Source organism: Kitasatospora sp. NPDC088391, from assembly GCF_044753345.1.
In the GTDB taxonomy this organism is placed as follows: domain Bacteria; phylum Actinomycetota; class Actinomycetes; order Streptomycetales; family Streptomycetaceae; genus Kitasatospora.
Window position 1 is genome coordinate 74,365 of sequence record NZ_JBIVNB010000003.1, and the last position, 17,928, is coordinate 92,292.

The following is a 17,928-nucleotide window of genomic DNA, read 5'->3' on the forward strand; positions in this document are numbered from 1 at the left end:
GGGTGACGCCGGGTCAGCCCTTGCGTCCGGTGGTGACGATCAGCGAGCCGGCGGCGGCGAGTTCGTTGCCGACCGAGGCCCGGACCGAGACCGAGCGCAGGCCGCCGAGCTTCTGGCCGAGCTTGGCGTCCAGGGTGAGCTGGTCGCCGGGGACGACCAGCCGGGAGAACTTCATCGAGCTGATCGAGCCGAGGTAGCCGACGCTGGCCGAGGGGTCGGCGGGCGCGTCGCCCTCGACGGGCTCGGGGTACTCCAGCAGTTCGGCGACGTAGACCACGGCGACCAGCTGGGCCATCGCCTCGACGATCATCACGCCGGGCATGATCGAGTGGTCGGGGTAGTGGCCGGCGAAGAACGGCTCGTTCACCGAGACGCTCTTGACGCCGCGGCCGGAGACGCCGGGGACCACGTCGTGGGCGCGGTCGATCATCAGCATCGGCCAGCGGTGCGGGAGCATCCGCTTGATGTCGTCGGAGGAGTAGGCGAAGGTCTTCGGCTTCTCCTTGGCCGCCGTTCTGGCGGGCGCGGGCGCGGTGGTCACGGTCAGACCTCGCGGGCTTCGATGAAGTCGACCAGGGCGTTGATGGAGCCGAACGCCTCGAAGTCGTCGTCGCTGATCAGCACGTCGTACTCGTTGTTGATCATGACGACGATCTCCAGGGTGTCCAGCGAGTCCATCTCCAGGCCGCGGCCGAACAGCGGCTGGTTGTCGGAGACGACCTCGGCCTCGGCGTCCAGGCCCAGGCGGTCGATGATCATCGACTTGATCCTGAGGTTCTTCTCCAGGCGCTGCTCGGCCTGGGCGCGGACGTCCTCGAAGGTGGCGGTGGACATGGTGGTCCCTCTCTCTGGGGGTTGATGGAACGTCAGTTCGACTGCGGGGGTCAGCTGTAGAGCATCCCGCCGTCGACGGTGAGCACCTTGGCGGTGATGTACGAGGCCGCCGGGCTGGCCAGGAAGACCGCCGCCTGCGCGACCTCCTCCGGGGTGCCCATCCGGCCCAGCGGGATCGCCGCCGCGGCCTCCTTCAGCTGGGCGCGCGGCACCTTCTTCACCATGTCGGTGTCGATGAAGCCCGGCGCGACCACGTTGACCCGGATGTTCTTCGGCGCGCCCTCGTAGGCGAGGGTCTTCGCCATCGCGATCACCCCGCCCTTGGAGGCGGCGTAGTTGGCCTGGCCGACCCGGCCGGCGATGCCCGAGGTGGAGGCGATGAAGACGATCGCCCCGCCGCTCGCGTACATCTGCTTGGTCGCTTCCCGGGCCGTCAGGAAGGCGCCGGTCAGGTTGGTGGAGATCACCTCCTGCCACTTGGCGGCGCTCATCGCCGCGAAGTGCCCGTCGGCGGTGATCCCGGAGTTCAGGACCGCGACGTCCACCCCGCCCCAGGCGGTGCGGATCTCCTTGTACATCGCGGTGACCTGCGCCTCGTCCGAGACGTCCGCCCGGACCAGCAGCGCCTTCCGGCCGAGGCCCTCGATCTTCTCCGCCAGCTGCTCGGCCTTGCCGGCGCTGGAGCGGTAGTTGAGCGCCACGTCGCAGCCGTGCTCGGCGAGCTGCAGGGCGATGGCGGCGCCGATGCCGCGGGAGGCGCCGGTGACGACGGCCCGGGTGCCCTCGGTGAACAGACCGCTCATGCCGTGCTCCCGGCGAGGTTGGAGGTGACCTTGTGGGTGCCGGGGTCGAAGCCCTCGACCTCGGTGCCGAGCCCGCTCTTCTCCGCGGCGGTCAGCACCGCCTCGGCGACCGCGAGGTCCAGCACGCCCAGCCCGAACGGGGAGAACACCACGGTGCGGGCGGCGGGCGGTTCGACGGTGCCCTCCAGCAGCGGGCCGATCTCGGCGGTGACGAAGCGGCGGTGTCCGGCCTGCTGCTCGGCCCGGTGCAGCGAGGTCTGCTCGCGGATCGCGTGGTCGGCGTCGTCGACCACGTTGGCCGCGCCGAGCACCGAGCCCACCGACAGGTCGCGCAGCGACAGGTGCAGCAGCACCTGGCCCTCGGGCCGGTCCGGGTGGTCGGCCAGGTCCAGCCAGTACGAGGAGTCGGTGGTGGCGATCGACACCGTGTCGGCGCCCAGCACCCGGCCGAGGCCGGCCGGCCGGAACTCCAGGCCCGGGTGCTCGGCGGCGAGTTCGGCCGCGGACACCTCGGCCCGGGCCGGGAAGGCGTCGTGCAGCAGCACCGTCTCCAGCTCGGGGTGGACCTGGGCGAGGAAGTGCGCCACCCGGTGGTTGATGGTGCCGCAGCCGACCAGGCCGACGGTGCGGACCGGGCGGTCGCCGTTCAGCACCTTGGAGCCGAGCGCCGCGCCGGCCGCGGTGCGGACCGCGGAGATCTGGCTGCCCTCCATCAGGGCGACCGGGTAGCCGGACTCCAGGTCGTTCAGGATGCACAGCGAACTGGCGCGCTGCATCCCGCGGTCGACGTTCGCCGGGAAGGACGAGATCCACTTCAGGCCCATCACCGGGGCCGGTCCGCCCAGGTAGGCGGGGAGCGCGATGATCCGCGAGTCGGCGCGGTGCAGCGGGCGCAGGAAGGTCGAGAAGGGGAGGTCGGACTTGCCCTGCCCGTGCAGCACGTAGGCGGTGCGGACCAGGTCGACGATGCTGCCGTCGAGGCCCTCCAGGGCGGTGCGGACGTCCTCCCGGCCGAGGATTCTCACGGCGCGGTCCTTTCTTGGTCGGTCGGCAGGTACTGCCGGAGGTAGGACTCCACCCACTGGTCGTCGTAGATGGTGTCGAGGTAGCGGTCGCCGCCGTCGGGGAGCACGGCGACGCAGGAGCTGCCCGGCTCGATCCAGGAGGCGGCCTGCAGCAGCGCGGCGATCACCGCGCCGGAGGAGCCGCCGGCCAGGATCGACTCCTCGGCCAGCAGTCGGCGGCAGCCGCGGATGCACTCCGAGTCGGTCACCTTGACCACCCGGTCGGCCAGCCCGGGGCGCAGCAGCGCGGGGACGACCGCCGCGCCGTGGCCGGGGATGGTCCGCTTGTGGCTGGACTCCCAGGGCTCGGGCGGGCCGAAGATGACGCTGCCGACGGCGTCCACCGCGACCACCCGGGTGGGCAGCCGGCGGTCCCGGATGTACTCGGCGCAGCCGCGCAGGGTGCCGGTGGTGCCGGCCGCCAGGAACAGGTAGTCGGGGGCGCTGGGGAGCGCCTCGACGATCTCGCGCATGGTGGTGTGGTGGGCGCGCGAGTTGTCCTCGTTGGCGTACTGGTTGGGCCACCAGGCGTCGGGGACGGTCTCCAGCAGGTGCCGGACCCGGGCGATCCGGGCCGGCAGGAACTCGCCGGTGGCGGGGTCGCGGTGCTCGACCAGCTCGACCCGGGCGCCGTAGGCCCGCATGATGGCGAGGTTCTGCGGGGTGGTGCGCGGGTCGACCACGACGACCAGGCCGAGCCGGTGGAAGTTGCAGAGCTGGGCGAGGGCGATGCCCAGGTTCCCGGAGGAGGACTCCACCACGGTGGAGACCCCGGGGACGATCCGGCCGGTGGCGATGGCCTGTTCGATCATCGACCGGGCGGCCCGGTCCTTGATGGAGCCGCCGGGGTTGAAGCGTTCGCACTTGGCGTGCACCTGGAAGCGGGCGGGCGGGAAGAGTCGGTCCAGCGCCACCAGCGGGGTTCTGCCGATCGTGGCGACGATGTCGGGGTCCGACGGGCGGTGCGGGTGGACCCGCGCCCCGGCGCCGTCGGGGACGAGCACGGTCATTCCGGCACCTCTCGGCTGATCTGGAGCCGCAGCTCGCTGACGTAGCGCTCGCCGTCCGCGTCGGGCAGCCAGGACTCCTCGGGGGCCGGCAGCGGCTCGCTGACGGTCACCCCGGCGGCGGGGTCCGACTGGACCGCCCGGCGGACGAGGTTGGCGAAGGAGAGCACCAGCACGGGGCTGGTGAAGTCGACCAGCGACGGCTTGGTCTCCTCGGGGAACTTCACGAAGGCCCGGTCGGGCAGCCCGTGGTCGGCGACCCAGCGGCGCACCGCCAGGTAGTCGCGGTGCCGGTCGGGCTTGCCGGGCAGGGCCAGCGGGGCCAGCGGCACCCGCCAGGTCTCCCGGAACAGCACCAGGTCGTCGAGGGTGACCCGGGGGGCGTGCGGGCGGTCCAGGCCGATCTTGAAGGCGTCGCAGGCGATGATCGAGATCAGCACCGCGAGCAGTTCGGTGAGCGAGCGGGACCGGCCGTCGGCGGTGGTCGCGGTGACCTCCCCGTCCCGCTCGGCGAGCGTGACGGAGACGGCGGGCTCGATCCGCTCCCGCTGGTCGAACGGGGCACGGGTGAAGCCGATCAACCGGTCGCCCTCGCCGATCGGGGCGGGCACCATCCGGCCGCTGTTGCGCTTCCAGCCGACCGGCAGCAGCGGCACCAGCCGCTCCGCGCCGATCGCCCGGTTGACCTTGTCGCGGACCGAGCCGCCGCCGGCCGTCCAGTCCAGGAAGGGCAGGTCGAGGGTGGCCAGGCAGGCGTGCATCTCGCCGAGCACCACCAGGTGCGTGCCGGCGTTGACCTCGTCCACCGAGCGGGCCACCACTTGGAGGTCGGGGCTGTGCACGGCGAGGTGCGGGGAGCGGACCGGCCCGGTGGCGAACACCGTCCGGGCGTGCGCGGCGATCCGGTCCACCTCCAGGTCGATCCGGGTGGCGCCCGCGGGCACCTCCCCGATCACCTCCCGCCACTTCAGGGCGAGTTCGCGGACGGCCTGCTGGACGGGGTGGTTCTGCTCACCCCAGAACAGCGCCAGGGTCTGCGGCCAGACGTCGGCCAGCGTGACGGCGCCGGGGCTCCGTTCGGCGGCCTTCCGGACGAATCCGGCGACCTGCTCCTCGACCAGTTCGGCGAGCCGGTTGCCGAACCAGTCGGCGGCGTCGGCGACCAGGGCGAGCGGGGCGGCGATGCCGTCCAGGAAGTCCCGGCCGAGCTCCATCCGGCAGTCCCGCAGCGCGTCCTGGTAGCTGAGGGTGCGTCCGGCGTACGCCTTGCCCTCCTCGCGGGAGGCGGCCTGGCCGGTCGCCCCGACGAACCAGGCGTCCAGCGCGTCCAGCGCCTCGACCAGTTGCTCGGCGGTCCGGGCCTGCCCGATCCCGCCCTTCAGCCGGGCGAGTTCGGCCAGCACGGCGTCGTTGCGGACGAACAGCGCGGGGTCGCCGATCGCCGCGACCCGGCGGCGCAGCACCTCCTCGGCCCGGACGTCGACCGGGATGTTGGCGTCCCAGCCGAGCACCCGCTGGCGCAGCAGCCGGCCGAGCACCTTCTCGACCCGCTGGTGGGCGGTGCCGGGCTCCCAGCCGTGCTCGGCGATCAGCAGTTCGGTGATCCGCTCGGCGTTGCGGTCGCCGTCGGCGAGCCGCAGCACCTGGACGTCCTCGGGGCGCAGCCGGACGGTCTTGCGGTTGGGCAGGACCAGCTGCTCGCCGTCGAGGTGGACGTCGGGGCGGAGCACCGGCGGGAACCACCAGCGGGCGCCGGGCTCCTCGGCCATCCGGTCGGCGATCGCGGCGACCGTCCAGCGTTCCAGGGCGGTGTGCGAGGCGGCGACCAGGCCGGGGCCGTTCTCGATCGCGACGGCGCGGTCGGTGCGGCCGACGCCGATCCAGGCGGCGGGGCCGAAGAAGCCGATGGTCTCGGCCTTGGCGCAGTAGCGCAGCCAGTACATGGCGAGGGTGCGTTCGCGCTGGCGGCGCTTGGCCTCCTGGCCGCCGGGGGCGGCCAGCGAGTCGAGCAGGCGGAAGAAGGTGCGGTTCTGCCAGGCGACGGCGAGCCGGAGCTTGGGGTCGGCGGCGAGGGCGGCCAGGGCGGCGCTCTCGCGTTCGGCGTCGGCCCGGTAGGCGTCCAGGAACTCCGCGGAGGGGCCCTGCCGGGGGTTGCTGCGGGCGGCGGCGGCCGGGGCGCGGGTGCCGCCGACCAGGTCGAGGCCGGAGACCGGGAAGCCGGCGTTGCGGAGCAGTCCGACGCCCCAGACCTTCCAGTCGGTGCCGGCCAGCGGGTGGCGCGGGCCGAAGTCCGCCCAGTCGGCGGCGGCGGCCTCGGCGACGGGCGCGGTCATCCGGCCACCGCCGTCAACTCGCCTGCGGGGGAGGGCTGTTCGGTGAGCGCGCCGGCCAGTCGGCCGACCGCCTCGGTGATCTTCTTCCGCGGGACGTTGCTGAAGCACAGCCGCAGGCCGTCGGCGTGCTCGCCGTCGATCGAGAAGTGCCCGCCGGGGACGACCGAGACGCCGCGGTCGGCGGCGGCCAGGGCGTACGGGCCGGCGTCGGCGCCGTCGCGGTGGCGCAGCCAGAGGTAGAAGCCGCCGCCGGGGCGCTGCCAGCGCCAGGGGCTGTCGGCGCCGAGTTCGGCGTCGAGGGCGTCGGCCATCAGGGCGCAGCGCTCGCGGTAGCTGTCCCGGTAGCGGTCGATCAGTTCGCTCCAGCCGGAGCGGGAGTAGTAGGCGGCCAGCGCGCCCTGGGCGAGGGCGGAGGGCGAGAGCGAGATGATCTCGGCGACCCGGGCCAGGTCGTGCCGCAGGTGCCGGGGCGCGGCGATCCAGCCGGAGCGCAGGCCGGGGGCGAAGATCTTGGAGAAGGTGCCGAGGTAGACCACCTGCTCCGGGTCGAGGGCCTGGAACAGCGTGGTGGTGGCGCCGTCGAAGCCGAGCAGGCCGTACGGGTTGTCCTCGACCAGCAGCAGGTCGAGTTCGCGGCAGGCGGCGAGGATCGCGGCGCGGCGCGGGACGGAGAGGGTGGCGCCGGTCGGGTTCTGGAAGGTCGGGTTGGTGTAGAGCATCCGGACGGTGCGCCCGGCGGCTCTCAACTCGCGGACGGTGCTGCGCAGTTGCTGCGGGTCGAGGCCGTGCTCGTCCTCGCCGGCGGCGTGCAGGTCGAGGCCGGCGGTGCGGAACGCGGCGGTGGCGCCGGGGTAGGCCGGGGTCTGCACCAGGATGGTCTGGCCGGGGGCGCCGAGGGCCAGCGCGACGGCGGTCAGGCCCATCTGGGAGCCGCTGGTGGGGATCAGGTTGTCGGCGTCGGCGTGGCCGTCCTCACGGGCCATCAGGTCGGCGACGGCGGGCACGAGGGCCTTGGCGACGTGCGGGGTGGTGTACTGCAGGGCGAGCCTGCCGCCCAGTCGGACCAGCCGGGAGAGCTGGTGGGATATCGCGTCCAGCGGGAGGACGTCCAGGTCGGGCAGGCCGCCCGAGAGGGAGATGACGTCGCCGCCCCGCTCGAACAGCTTGGGCAGTTCGGCCGCGGGTCTGGTGTCGGTCCACATGGCTGACGGTCCCTCAGGCCCGGGCCGGGGCCGCGGCCCAGGTCTGCGCGTAGCGGAACAGCCCGGCCGGGGAGGCGAGCGCCGGGTCGGCGAGGGCGTCGGGGTCGACCTCGATGCCGAACTCCTCCTCCACGGCCATCACCAGGGCGATGGTGTGCAGGGAGTCGACGCCCAGGTCGACCAGCGGGGTCTCGGAGTCGGTGACCCGCACGGAGCAGATCCGCTCGACGAGTTGGTCAAACTGTGACTGGTTCATGGCTGCTCCTCGGGGTGGTGGTGGTCTGCGGGGCGGTGCGGTCGTCGGGGCCGGCCGGGTGCTCGGCGGCCTCGACCAGGGCCTTGGCGGCGGCCCGGTCGGGCTTGCCGTTGGCGGTCAGCGGCACGGTGTCGACGGCCACCACCCGGTCGGGCATCCGGCTGTGGTCGAGCCGGGCGTGCAGCAGGGTGCGGACGGCCTCGGGGGCGAGGGTGCCGTGCACGGCGAGCACCAGCGGGGCGCCCTCCGGTTCGGGGCGCAGCGCCACGGCGGCGGTGACGCCGGGGATGCGCTCGGCGGCGTCCTCGACCTCGGTGAGGGCGACCCGCATGCCGCGGCGCTTGATCACGTCGTCGTCGCGGCCGACGAAGTAGAGCCGGCCGTCCTCGTCGAGCCAGCCGTTGTCGCCGGTGTGCAGTTCCAGCGAGCCGTCGGGGCGGCGGACGAAGCGCTGCTGCTCCTCGATCGGGATGCGCCAGTAGCCGGCCATCACGGTCGGTCCGGAGACCACGATCTCGCCGGTCTCCCGGGGGCCGAGCACGGTGCCGTCGGGGGCGAGGACGCGGACCCGGTCGCCGGGGATCGGCGGGCCGACCGAGTCGGGGTGGGCGGCGTACTCGTCGGGGTCGAGGATGGAGATCCGCTTGCACTCGGTCATGCCGTACATCGAGGCGAACTCGGAGCCGGGGAACAGCTCCAGCAGCTCGGCCGTCACGGCCCGGCCGGGGCGGGCGCCGGTGTTGGTGAACAGCCGGACCCTGGTGGGCCGGTGCAGCTTGCCCTGCAGGAGGGTCAGGATCTGGGCCAGCGAGGGGACCAGCGGGACGACGGTGACGCCGGTCCGCTCGATCAGCCGGAGCAGGCCCATGTCCTCGCTGCGCCGGGCCAGCACCAGGGTGCCGCCGACCAGGGCGGACAGCAGGGCCTGGTAGAGGCCGTAGTCGAAGGAGAGCGGGAGCCGGCAGAGCACCACGTCGTCCGGCCCGTAGCCGAGGCAGGCGTTGATCGCGTCCAGGGCGGCGAGCATCTGCCGGTGCGGGCAGACCACGCCCTTGGGGCGGCCGGTGGTGCCGGAGGTGTAGATCAGCATCGCGACCGCGTCGTCGTCGACCCGGACCCGGTGGCCGTCCTCGGCACTGGCGAGGACCTGCTGCCAGGCCGACTCGACCTCCACGGTGCGGGCGGCGCGGCGGCCGGCCGCGGGGCGGCAGACCGCGAGGGCGGCCTCGCTGTCGGCCACGATGTGGTCGATCTGGTGGTCCGTCAGGTCGGGGTGGACCGGGACGAAGATGGCGCCGATCCGCAGGGTGGCCCAGAACAGGGCCAGGAAGGCCCGGTCGTTGCCGCCGGCGTACACCACCCGGTCGCCGGCGGCGAGGCCCTGGCCGCGCAGCCAGCCGACCGCGCGGTCCACCGCGACGCCGAGCCGCCGGTACTCCAGGGTGCCCTGGGCGTCGATCACGGCGGGGTGGTCGGCCCGCTCGGCGAGCGGGTATTCGAGCAGGTCAGACACCGGCATGGACGGACGCTCCTCGGCTGGCGGGGGCGGTCAGCCGCTCCCGGGCCCGGGCGGTGTCCCGGGCGGTGGTGACGGACAGGACGTCGAGCTCGGGGTGCTGGCGGCGCAGGATGTTGGCGAGCGTCTTGGCGGGCGGCAGCGAGACCGTCAACTCGGGCCCGATCTCGGCCAGTTGCTTCAGGCAGCGGTCCCAGCGGACCGGGTTGACCAGCTGGTGCACCAGCCGCCGGCGGATCTCCTCCGGGTCGTCGACGGCCGCGCCGTCGGCGTTGGAGAGCAGCCGGTGGGCGGGCCGGGTGAAGGCGGTCCGCTCGGCGGCGGCCGCGAAGGCCAGCCGGGCGGACTCCATGTACGGGGTGTGGAAGGCCCCGGCGACGCTGAGCGCCTTGACGGTGGCGCCGGCCGGCGGGGCGGCGGCGAGCCGGGCCAGGGCGTCGGCGGCGCCGGCCGCGACGATCTGGCCGGGCCCGTTGAAGGTGGCCGGGTACAGGCCCGCCTCGGCGATCCGCTCCAGGACCTCGGCCTCCTCGCCGCCGACGACGGCGGTCATCGAGGTGTCGGCCTCGGCGCAGGCCGCGGCCATCGCCCGGCCGCGGACCGCGGCCAGCCGGACGGCGTCGGCGGGTTCGAGCGCCCCGGCCCAGACGGCGGCGGTGAGTTCGCCGACCGAGTGGCCGGCCGCGACCGCCGCCCCGGGCGGGGCGGCGTCGCGCAGCTCGTGGTGGGCGAGCAGTCCGGCCGCGACCAGCAGCGGCTGGGTGTGCTCGGTGCGGGCGATCTCGGCGGCCGGGGCCTTGGTGCCGAGGTGGACCAGGTCGGTGTCGGCGGCCTCGGACCAGGCCCGCACCCGCTCGGCGGTCTCCGGGTCGCGCAGCCAGGCGGCCAGCAGGCCCGGGGTCTGGGAACCCTGCCCCGGTGCGATGAATGCGAACATCTGTTCTAACCCCCTTTCGGGTGGGACCCGCGCCCGTCGGACGGACGCCGGACAGCTCTGCGGACGGGTGGGATCTGTGGACGGTGGGATCTGTGGACGGGAGCGCTACGGGCGGCCGGTCGACTTGGCGAACCGGCGCAGCGCCAGGAAGGAGAAGCCGGCGAACCAGGCCAGCAGGTTGAACACCGCGCCGATCACGCTGGAGTGCTCGCCGTGGAAGGAGAAGCCGTCGTTCAGCGGGTACCGGGCCAGCGTCGCCACCCCGTACAGCGGGGTGTAGCGGGAGACCTCCAGCATCACGCCGCTGAGCGGGATGAACAGGTTCCCCAGGAAGGCCAGCGCCGTCATGGTCAGGCCGGGCATGTGCATCACCACGTCGGGCTTCATCGCCAGGCCCATGCCGATGCCGAGCGCGGCGAACACCGCGGACCCGATCCAGGCCACCAGCAGCGACACCACCCAGACGCCGGCGCTCGCCTGAGCACCCGTCAGCAGTCCCAGCACGCCCACGATGGCGACCGGCACGCCGGCCATCAGCACCGAGCAGAGCACCTTGACCAGCAGGTACCCGGGCGGGGCCAGCGGGCTCATCGCGATGGTGCGCATCCATCCCGCGGACTTCTCCACCGAGATGGTGGCGGCCGAGCTGACCGCCGCGGTGGCCGCGCCGTACACCGCCTGGCCGATCATCATCCAGGCGGCGAAGTTGCCGTGCGGCAGCGTCGCCCCGCCGGACGGGGCGGTGCGGTACAGCGCCAGGTAGAGCACCGCGGGCAGCAGCAGCGTGAAGATCGTGGTCTGCCGGTTGAACCGGCGGCGCAGCTCGTAGCGGACGAAGGTCGGGTTCACCCCGTTGAACAGCGGGGTGCGGACGGCGGCGGGCGCCGCGACGGCGGCCATCAGGGGTTCTCCTTCGCGGGGGCGGGGTGGCCGTTCTCGGTGAGCGCCATGAAGGCCTCCTCCAGGCTGCGCGGCGCCACCTCGATCTCCCGCGCCGAGGTCTCCCGGACCAGCACCTTCAGCAGGGCGTCCGAGTCCGTGCAGGTGAAGTGGGTGCGGTCGCCGCGGACCGCACTGGAGCGCACGCCCGGCGTCCGGGACACCAGCCCGGCCTCGTACGGGCTGAGCAGCGCCGAGACGGTCCGGCCGCTGGTCGCGGAGCGGATCGCGGAGACCGAGCCGTCGGCCACCACCGCCCCCTTGTCGATCATCACGACCCGGTCGGCGAACCGGTCCGCCTCCTCCATGTAGTGGGTGGCGAACATGACCGTCATGCCGCGCGCCGCGTCGTCCCGGACGGCCGCCCAGAAGTCCCGCCGCGCCACCACGTCCATGCCGGCGGTCGGCTCGTCCAGCACCAGCAGGTCCGGCCGGGAGAGCAGCGCCAGCGCGAAGCGCAGCCGCTGCTGCTCGCCGCCGGAGCAGGACGCCACCCGGCGGTTGCGGAGCTCGGTGATGTTCGCCCGGGCCATGCAGCGCTCCGGGTCGGCCCCGGGGTGCAGCGAGCCCAGCATGTGCACGGTGGCCTCGACCGTCAGGTCCGGCAGCAGCCCGCCGGACTGCAGCACCGCCGCCACCCGCCCGGCCCGCACCGCCCGCTCGGGGTCCTGCCCGAACAGCCGCACCTCTCCCTCGTCCGGTCTGGTCAGCCCGAGCAGCATGTCGATGGAGGTGGTCTTGCCCGCGCCGTTCGGCCCGAGGAACGCCACCACCTCGCCCCGCCGGACCTTCAGGTCCAGCCCGTTCACCGCGGTGAACACCTCGCCCTTGGCGCTGGTGAACCGCTTGACCACGCCGCTGAGTTCAGCCGCCAGGGGTTCTGACGCCGTCCCCCTCGACGTCGTCCGGTTCTGGTAATCGATCATTATCCGAGTCCTCACGGTTCGGCGGAGGTTCGCCTCTTGTGCCCACCACTCTCCCGGCGCCCCCTATCCCCCCGAACCGGCCCGCCTATCGCCCCCCTATCCCGACTCCGCACACGCCCGATGGCCACAACCCCGGCTGTGCGTCCGGCCGTTCTGGGAGACTGCCCGTCAGGAACGCCGGACGGGGGCAGGATGACGGAGCTTCAGCAGGTGGGGCGGCTGGTCGGCGGGCGGTACCGGCTGGTCCGGGCGCTCGGGGCCGGCGGGTTCGGCAGCGTGTGGCTCGCGCACGACGAGACGCTGGGCGTGGACGTCGCGGTCAAGGAGGTCCGGCTGCCCGCCGGCGGCACCGAGCGGGAGCGGGCCGAACTGCTGCAACGCGCCCACCGCGAGGCCCGGCACGCGGCCCGGCTGCGCGACCACCCGCACGTGGTCGGGGTGCACGACGTGCTGCTGGACGGCGGCGCCCCGTGGACGGTCATGCAGCTGATCGTCGGCCGCTCACTGGACGAACGGGTCGCCGCCGACGGCCCGCTGCCCACCGCCGAGGCCGCCCGGATCGCCGCCGCCGTCCTCGACGCGCTCGGCGCCGCGCACCGCGCCGGCATCGTCCACCGGGACGTGAAACCGGCCAACATCCTGCTCGCCGACGACGGCCGGGTGCTGCTCGCCGACTTCGGCATCGCCGTCCAGCAGGACCAGACCGCGCTGACCGCGACCGGCACCTTCCTCGGCTCGATCGACTACGTCGCCCCCGAACGCGCCCGGGGCGCGGCCGACGACCCCGCGAGCGACCTCTTCTCCCTCGGCGCGACCCTGTACCGGGCCGTCGAGGGCCGGCTCCCGTTCCGCCGCGACACCCCCGTCGGCACCCTCACCGCCGTCCTCTTCGAACCCGCCCCGCCCTGCCGCCTGGCCGGCCCCCTCGCCCCGCTCATCGACGGCCTGCTCGCCAAGGACCCCGCCACCCGCCTCACCGGCCCGGCCGCCATCGCCCTGCTGGCCGCCCTCCCGACCACCGCGCCCCACGACACCCTGCCGCCACCGCGCCCGGCCGCCGCCGCGACCACCCCGGCCCCGGCCGCACCTTCCCTCTCCGCGCTGCCGGCCCCGGCCCCGACGGCCACCGGCCCGCACCACTCGGCCCCGTCCGTCCCCTGGCCTCCGGCCCCGGCCCCGGCTCCGACGGCTGCGACGGCCCGACCCTTCCCCGCCCCGGCCTCCTCCGGGCTCCCCACCCCTGCCGCGGCTCCCCCGGTTCCCGCCGGGCGGCGGTCGGCCCTCGCGCTGCTGCCCCCGCTCGCGGTCCTCGCCCTGCTCGGCGCGGCGATGCCGCTGAACGCGCTGATGCTGCGGCCCGACTCCCGGCTGCCGCCGAGCACCGTCGCCGTCCTGCGCGCCGCGCACGCCCCGGTGTTCACCGCGCTCGGCCTGGACCGCTTCCCCGCCTTCGGCAGCTCCGACCTGCTGTCCTGGCTCTGGCTGCTGCCCACCCTGGCCGCGCTGGTGCTGACCGCCGCCCTGCCGCCGAAGGCCCCGACGGCGGCCCGGGTGCTCGGCCTGGTGCTGTCCCTGCTGCTGCCGGTCCGCCTGCTGCTGACCGACCTGCGGGCGGACGGCGAGCGGGTCCTGCGGGTGCTGCCGGACGCGGTGGCCTCGCACGTCGAGGTGGTGTTCGGGCCGGGCTGGTGGCTGCTGCACCTCGCGGCGCTGGCCGCCCCGGCGGCCCTGCTGGCGCAGCACCGGCTCGCCCGCCGGAACGGCTGACCCCCGCCGGCCCGCTACCGCCCCCGCCCGGACGTGCTCACGGCGCGGAGTCCGGCACGTTCTTCGACTTGTCGTACGCCTGCACCGGCGTCATCCCGCCGTAGCCGGGCAGCTTGACCGTGTACTGGTGGCTGACGGGGGTGCAGCTGCCCGCGCTGTCCGCGGTGGTGGCGTCGGCCCCCTTGAGCGCGGCGGACGGGTCGACGCTCTGCGGGGCGCTCGGCACGCCGCCGCTCGCCGCCGGGAAGGTGGTGCCGGACGGCCAGTCGGCGCCGATCACCAGCTCGACCGTGCTCCCGCTGCCGGCCTGCACGGCGCTCGCGGGCAGGCCGAGCGCGGCGGCCACCTGCTGGGCGGCGGCCTCCCGCCCGGCGGGGTAGTGGACCGCGGTCTTCTCGGCGGTGGTGCTCTTCCCGACACCGGTGCCCTTGGCGAAACCCGCCTGCCGGAGCGCCTCGGACACGTCGCCGGCCCGGTTGTCCTTGCCGCTGCCGTTGCGGACCAGCACGGTGATGCCGCTCCGGTCGGGACCGGCCGGGGTCTGCGGCGCCTGGCTCTGCGGGGCCTGGCCCGGCCCGGCGGCGGGCGTGCTCGCGGCCGGGGCGGGGTCGCCGGCCGACCCCTGGCTGAGCGGCTGGTCGTTCTTGACCGAGGCGAACAGCTTGTCCGCGCCGGGGCCGATGACCACCCGGTCCTCGTCCGTCGGGTCGGGCAGGGTCTGCATGGTGGTGAAGGTGATCCGGTCGGACGGCACCTTGTTGAGGTCGTTGGCGAGCCCGACCAGCTTGGTGATGCCGTCCAGCCCGGGGTCGACGGTCAGCGCCTTGGTGGCGGCGTCGGCGAGCCCGAGCACCTTTCCGGGGTCGGTGAGCGTCCCGGCGCTCTTCAGCTGGCGGATCATCGACCCGAGGAAGGCGTGCTGGGCGGAGGACCGGCCGCGGTCGCCGCCGTCGCCGAAGCCGTGCCGGGTCCGGACGAACTGCAGCGCCGCCATGCCCTTCAGGGTGTGGTCGCCCTTGCTCAGCTTGAGGTGCGAGTAGGGGTCGTAGACGTTGTCGCTGACGCAGACCGGGACGCCGCCCACCGCGTCCGACATCTTGATCACGCCGGAGAAGTCGACCTTCACGAAGTGGTCGATCGGGATGTCGGTGAGCTGGTGCACCGCCGCGACGGTGCAGCCGGGGCCGTACTGCAGGGTGGCGTTGATCTGGCCCCGGTGCTTCTTCGAGGAGGTGTTGTTCTCCTTGTCGATGCAGCCCGGCAGGTCGGTCATCAGGTCGCGCGGGATGCTCAGCACGGTCGCGTTGCTGCGGTCCGCGGAGACGTGCAGCAGCAGTTCGACGTCCGCGTTCGCGCCGGGCCCGCAGTCGCCGCCGATCGCGCAGTCCTCCGGGTTGTCCCGCGAGTCGGAGCCGATCACCAGGATGTTGATGGGGGTGCGGCCGAAGGCGTCCGGCACCTCGTGGCCCGCGTCACCGCTCTCGCCCGCGAACAGCGCGGACGACTTGATGTTCCCGTTGTACCGGTAGTACAGGTACCCGCCGGTGCCGATCGTCAGCACCAGCAGCCCGGCCGTGCCGTACGCCAGCACCTTCACCCAGCGCCGTCCCCGCCGCCGGGCCCGCTTCGCCTCCACCCGGCTGGCCGCCCGCCCGCCCGAGGCCCGGCCTCCGGAGGCCCGCCCGCCGGAGGCCCGACGCGGCCGGGGTATGCCCGCCTCGGCGCCGGTCCCGCTCTCCGCATCGCCCTCGGTCCCGGCCGTGGTCCGGTCCTGTATCACGTCGCACCCCCCGTCGGCCCGGTCCTTCCGAGCTGGTCTCGCAGATATAGATGCAGAAGTGGCCCCAGGTGTTGCACGAGACTTCGCACACACGCCCGGCGGGGCCGCTGCCCGCCCGAACAAACGGCCGTCGCAACACGAACGAACCATACGATCGGACGATAGGCCGACAGGCATCGTCGCACGCCCGCCGACCGGACGGTCCGCACCCCTTCCGCGCGCCGGGCGCACCCGGAACGCATCGAGCGCCCCGTGCACCACCGTTCCGGGGCCCGGCACCGGCCACCACCATGGGAAGGACCCGGCGGGACGCGCCCCGTGCCGCCCGTGCCAGTGAACGGAGCTTCATGGAGCTGTCGCTCGCCCGCCCCGCCCTGCGCGTCCACTCCGCCGACGGCGATCTGCACCTGCAGGCCGACCGGCTCCGCGCGGTCGGCCCGCTGGTCCCGGTCGAACTGCCCGGCGGCTTGCCGGCCTGGGTGGTGACCTCGGACCGGCTCGGGCGCTCGATCCTCACCGACCGGCGCTTCGTGAAGGACGTCGAGACCTGGCATGCCTGGCAGCGCGGCGAGGTCCCGCCCGACTGGCCGCTGCGCAACGTGGTGCACACCCCGCGCAGCCTGATCACCGTCGACGGGGCCGAACACCGCCGCCTGCGCGGCCCGTTGGCCCGCGCCCTCACCCCGGCCCGGGTCGCGGGGCTGAAGGACGCGGTCGCCGCGATCGTCGCCCGCCGCCTGGACGGCCTCGCCGAGGCCGCCCGCACCGCCCCGGACGGCACCGTCGACTTCCGCACGGCGTACGCCTTCCCGATCCCGATGGACGTCCTCGGCGTCCTGCTCGACCTCCCGGAGGACTGGCACGGGACGCTGCGCACCCTGTTCGAGGACTTCTTCAGCGAGGCCGCGCCCCCGGAGCGCAAGTACGCGGCGGTGCTGGGGATCGGCTCGCTGATGGCCGACCTGATCGCCCTGCGCCGCGCCCGGCCCGGGGACGACCTGGTCAGCGCCCTGCTCGCGGCGGCCGTCGACGAGCCCTACACCCAGGAGGAGTTGATCGGCACCCTCCAGGTGATGGTCGCGGCCGGCCACGAGACCACCGTCCACGTCCTGGTCAACGGCCTGCGCGCGCTGCTCGCCCACCCCGGGCAGCGCCGACTGCTCGCCGAACGGCCCGACCTGTGGCCGAACGCCGTCGAGGAACTCCTGCGCTGGGACGGGCCGGTGGCCACCTTCTTCGCCCGCTACGCCGCCGAGGACGCCCGGATCGGCGCCGCCGACGTCCGCCGCGGCGACCCCGTCCTGGTCAACTACCTGGCGATGGGCCGCGACCCGAACCGCTACGGCCCGGACGCCGCCGCCTTCGACGTCACCCGCGAACCCCGGGGCGGCCACACCAGCTTCGGCCACGGCCCCCACATGTGCCTCGGCGCCCCGCTCGCCCGCCTGGAGGCCCGCCTCGCCCTCCCCGCCCTGCTGACCCGCTTCCCCGCCCTCCACCTCGCCGTCCCCGACCAGGCCCTCGAACGCTTCCCCTCCCTCATGCTCAACGGCCGCACCGACGTCCCGGTCCGCCTGACCGCCACCCCCGCCCGGGCATGAGGAAAGCCCAGGCCGGACCATCTCCGACCTGGGCTCCGCGGTGGGCCGCCAGGGGTTCGAACCCTGAACCTACGGATTAAAAGTCCGCAGCTCTGCCAGTTGAGCTAGCGGCCCGGTGGTAGGCGTGCGCCCCGTGGGGACAGTGCCTGCCGGGGTGATCCTACCTGGTGCCCGGCGGGAGATGGCCAGTGGATTACCGGGCGGGTCGCGGGGCCCCGGCGCTCCCGACGGGGGGTCAGGCGGCGGGGAGGTGGGCGGTGCGGACGCGGCGCAGCCACGCCTCGGCCGGACGTTCGTCGGGCGCGGCGGGCAGGACGCCGGGCCGGTCGAAGCGGGCCTCGGCGTCGGCGAGCAGGGCCGCGGCCTCCTCCGGGCGGTCGGCGTAGCGCTCGCCGAGGGCGCGGACCCGCTCCGGGTCCGGGAGCCGGATCTCGATCCGGCCGGTCTCGTGCAGCGTGACGCCCTGGTGGACGAGCCGGACCAGGTGCCGGGCGTGCTTGGCGGCGCGGGCCCGGCCGGAGCTGTCGGTGCGGTCGCGGGCGGTGAGCTTGCGGAACTGCTGCCCGGCGTAGCCGAGGTAGGAGTTGCGGGCGGCCGGGGCGGACAGGAAGGACTGCCGCAGGCCGATCAACTCCTCGCCGAGCGGCGTCCTGGTCTCGTACAACTCGTCCGGCAGCCAGACCAGTTCGGTCGCGGTCGGGTTGCCGCCGAGGGCGAGCCGGCACCACTTGGCGGCCTCGTGCAGGGTCCGGTCCGGACCGGTGGTGACGTGCGACTCGGCGGGCCGGTGCAGGCCGTGGAAGGCGACGGTGGGCGCGGCGAACAGGCCGAGCCGGTCGAGGTCGGAGCCGGCGTGCGCCAGGCCGTACGCGGTGGAGCCGACGATGCCGGAGAGCAGGACGTGCACAGGCGGTCGCCTCCTCGGCGGACACGGGAACGGTCACGGGTCGACCGGGGTCGGCC

The 17,928-nt window shown here is 74.3% G+C and carries 16 protein-coding genes and 1 tRNA gene; 2 read left to right on the top strand and 15 right to left on the bottom strand.

Annotated elements, in window-relative coordinates:
• Positions 1–13: 13 nt before the first annotated feature.
• The 12 genes from fabZ to ACIQBJ_RS09065 all read right to left on the bottom strand — a co-directional run bounded on the left by fabZ (position 14) and on the right by ACIQBJ_RS09065 (position 11,817).
• Positions 14–541, bottom strand: a complete 528-nt coding sequence (gene fabZ / locus ACIQBJ_RS09010) for a 3-hydroxyacyl-ACP dehydratase FabZ (RefSeq protein ID WP_400706034.1) — start codon at positions 539–541, stop codon at positions 14–16.
• 2 nt (positions 542–543) lie between these two features.
• The gene (locus tag ACIQBJ_RS09015; protein ID WP_400706037.1) at positions 544–834 is read right to left on the bottom strand and encodes an acyl carrier protein; all 291 of its coding nucleotides are present in this window, start codon (positions 832–834) and stop codon (positions 544–546) included.
• Between the two features lie 50 nt (positions 835–884).
• Entirely contained in the window at positions 885–1,637 is a 753-nt protein-coding gene (gene fabG, locus ACIQBJ_RS09020) for a 3-oxoacyl-ACP reductase FabG (RefSeq protein ID WP_400706040.1), read from the bottom strand.
• Entirely contained in the window at positions 1,634–2,662 is a 1,029-nt protein-coding gene (sbnB, locus tag ACIQBJ_RS09025; RefSeq protein ID WP_400706043.1) for a 2,3-diaminopropionate biosynthesis protein SbnB, read from the bottom strand. Before sbnB ends, fabG begins: the two co-directional genes overlap by 4 nt.
• On the bottom strand, positions 2,659–3,711 hold the full coding sequence (gene sbnA, locus ACIQBJ_RS09030; RefSeq protein ID WP_400706046.1) for a 2,3-diaminopropionate biosynthesis protein SbnA: 1,053 nt from the start codon (positions 3,709–3,711) through the stop codon (positions 2,659–2,661). Before sbnA ends, sbnB begins: the two co-directional genes overlap by 4 nt.
• Positions 3,708–6,041 (bottom strand): lantibiotic dehydratase, encoded by a 2,334-nt coding sequence (locus ACIQBJ_RS09035; protein WP_400706049.1) that lies wholly within the window; start codon positions 6,039–6,041, stop codon positions 3,708–3,710. Before ACIQBJ_RS09035 ends, sbnA begins: the two co-directional genes overlap by 4 nt.
• Positions 6,038–7,243 carry a PLP-dependent aminotransferase family protein gene (locus ACIQBJ_RS09040; protein WP_400706052.1) on the bottom strand — a complete coding sequence of 402 codons (1,206 nt, stop codon included), beginning with the start codon at positions 7,241–7,243 and terminating at the stop codon, positions 6,038–6,040. Before ACIQBJ_RS09040 ends, ACIQBJ_RS09035 begins: the two co-directional genes overlap by 4 nt.
• A 13-nt stretch (positions 7,244–7,256) precedes the next feature.
• Positions 7,257–7,499, bottom strand: a complete 243-nt coding sequence (locus tag ACIQBJ_RS09045) for an acyl carrier protein (RefSeq protein ID WP_400706055.1) — start codon at positions 7,497–7,499, stop codon at positions 7,257–7,259.
• Complete coding sequence (locus tag ACIQBJ_RS09050) at positions 7,480–9,018, bottom strand: class I adenylate-forming enzyme family protein (RefSeq protein ID WP_400706058.1); 1,539 nt, start codon at positions 9,016–9,018, stop codon at positions 7,480–7,482. Before ACIQBJ_RS09050 ends, ACIQBJ_RS09045 begins: the two co-directional genes overlap by 20 nt.
• Entirely contained in the window at positions 9,005–9,952 is a 948-nt protein-coding gene (locus tag ACIQBJ_RS09055) for an ACP S-malonyltransferase (RefSeq protein WP_400706061.1), read from the bottom strand. The genes ACIQBJ_RS09050 and ACIQBJ_RS09055 overlap by 14 nt, the downstream gene beginning before the upstream one ends.
• Before the next feature lie 105 nt (positions 9,953–10,057).
• Complete coding sequence (locus ACIQBJ_RS09060; RefSeq protein ID WP_400706064.1) at positions 10,058–10,852, bottom strand: ABC transporter permease; 795 nt, start codon at positions 10,850–10,852, stop codon at positions 10,058–10,060.
• Positions 10,852–11,817, bottom strand: a complete 966-nt coding sequence (locus tag ACIQBJ_RS09065; RefSeq protein ID WP_400706067.1) for an ABC transporter ATP-binding protein — start codon at positions 11,815–11,817, stop codon at positions 10,852–10,854. Before ACIQBJ_RS09065 ends, ACIQBJ_RS09060 begins: the two co-directional genes overlap by 1 nt.
• Before the next feature lie 192 nt (positions 11,818–12,009).
• Between ACIQBJ_RS09065 and ACIQBJ_RS09070 the strand changes: the two genes are divergently transcribed.
• Complete coding sequence (locus ACIQBJ_RS09070; protein WP_400706070.1) at positions 12,010–13,584, top strand: serine/threonine-protein kinase; 1,575 nt, start codon at positions 12,010–12,012, stop codon at positions 13,582–13,584.
• Between the two features lie 37 nt (positions 13,585–13,621).
• On the opposite strand, the gene ACIQBJ_RS09075 is transcribed toward ACIQBJ_RS09070, so the two are convergent.
• Positions 13,622–15,181, bottom strand: a complete 1,560-nt coding sequence (locus ACIQBJ_RS09075; protein WP_400706073.1) for an LCP family protein — start codon at positions 15,179–15,181, stop codon at positions 13,622–13,624.
• A 530-nt stretch (positions 15,182–15,711) separates the two neighbouring features.
• Between ACIQBJ_RS09075 and ACIQBJ_RS09080 the strand changes: the two genes are divergently transcribed.
• Positions 15,712–16,965 (top strand): cytochrome P450, encoded by a 1,254-nt coding sequence (locus ACIQBJ_RS09080; RefSeq protein WP_400706076.1) that lies wholly within the window; start codon positions 15,712–15,714, stop codon positions 16,963–16,965.
• A 41-nt stretch (positions 16,966–17,006) separates the two neighbouring features.
• On the opposite strand, the gene ACIQBJ_RS09085 is transcribed toward ACIQBJ_RS09080, so the two are convergent.
• Both ACIQBJ_RS09085 and ACIQBJ_RS09090 read right to left on the bottom strand, forming a co-directional pair.
• Positions 17,007–17,079, bottom strand: a tRNA-Lys gene (locus tag ACIQBJ_RS09085).
• 121 nt (positions 17,080–17,200) lie between these two features.
• On the bottom strand, positions 17,201–17,872 hold the full coding sequence (locus ACIQBJ_RS09090) for a DNA polymerase beta superfamily protein (RefSeq protein ID WP_400706079.1): 672 nt from the start codon (positions 17,870–17,872) through the stop codon (positions 17,201–17,203).
• Positions 17,873–17,928 lie beyond the last annotated feature (56 nt).